Origin of the sequence: Vibrio sp. 10N.222.55.C6 (assembly GCF_041473395.1) — a bacterium.
Taxonomy (GTDB): domain Bacteria; phylum Pseudomonadota; class Gammaproteobacteria; order Enterobacterales; family Vibrionaceae; genus Vibrio; species Vibrio crassostreae_C.
The window spans coordinates 1-353 of the sequence record NZ_JBFRSD010000097.1 but is presented as its reverse complement, the minus strand read 5'-3'; the positions used below and the strand labels follow the sequence as shown (position 1 = coordinate 353).

Genomic DNA, 353 nt, shown 5'->3' with positions numbered 1-353 from the left:
CGGTCATTGATGCGCGATACATAGCCTATTACGTGAGTGAGCACATCACCGTAAGGGTAGAAACGCTTCAAAGTTCCCGTAACTTCAACACCTGGGAATTTGTGTTGGTTTACAGAGAAGACGGCAACTTGTTCTTCAGACAGTTGATTAAGAATAGGTACTGATTTAAAGCGTCGTGAATTACGACGATCACGATTAAAGCGCTCGATACGCTCTGGCGGGATCTCAATTAATGCTTGCAGACGAGCAAGCGTGTCATCCATATCTTTAATTTTTTCGGGTATGATTTCTAGATTGAAAACAGGACGGTTTTCGGCAAGAAGTATACCGTTGCGATCGTAAATCAAACCACG

Annotated in this window: 1 pseudogene; it reads right to left on the bottom strand. The window is 43.3% G+C overall.

The annotated features are described in order from the left end of the window. Positions 1-353 (bottom strand): annotated as a pseudogene (locus AB4486_RS22715) (penicillin-binding protein 2); the annotation flags it as partial.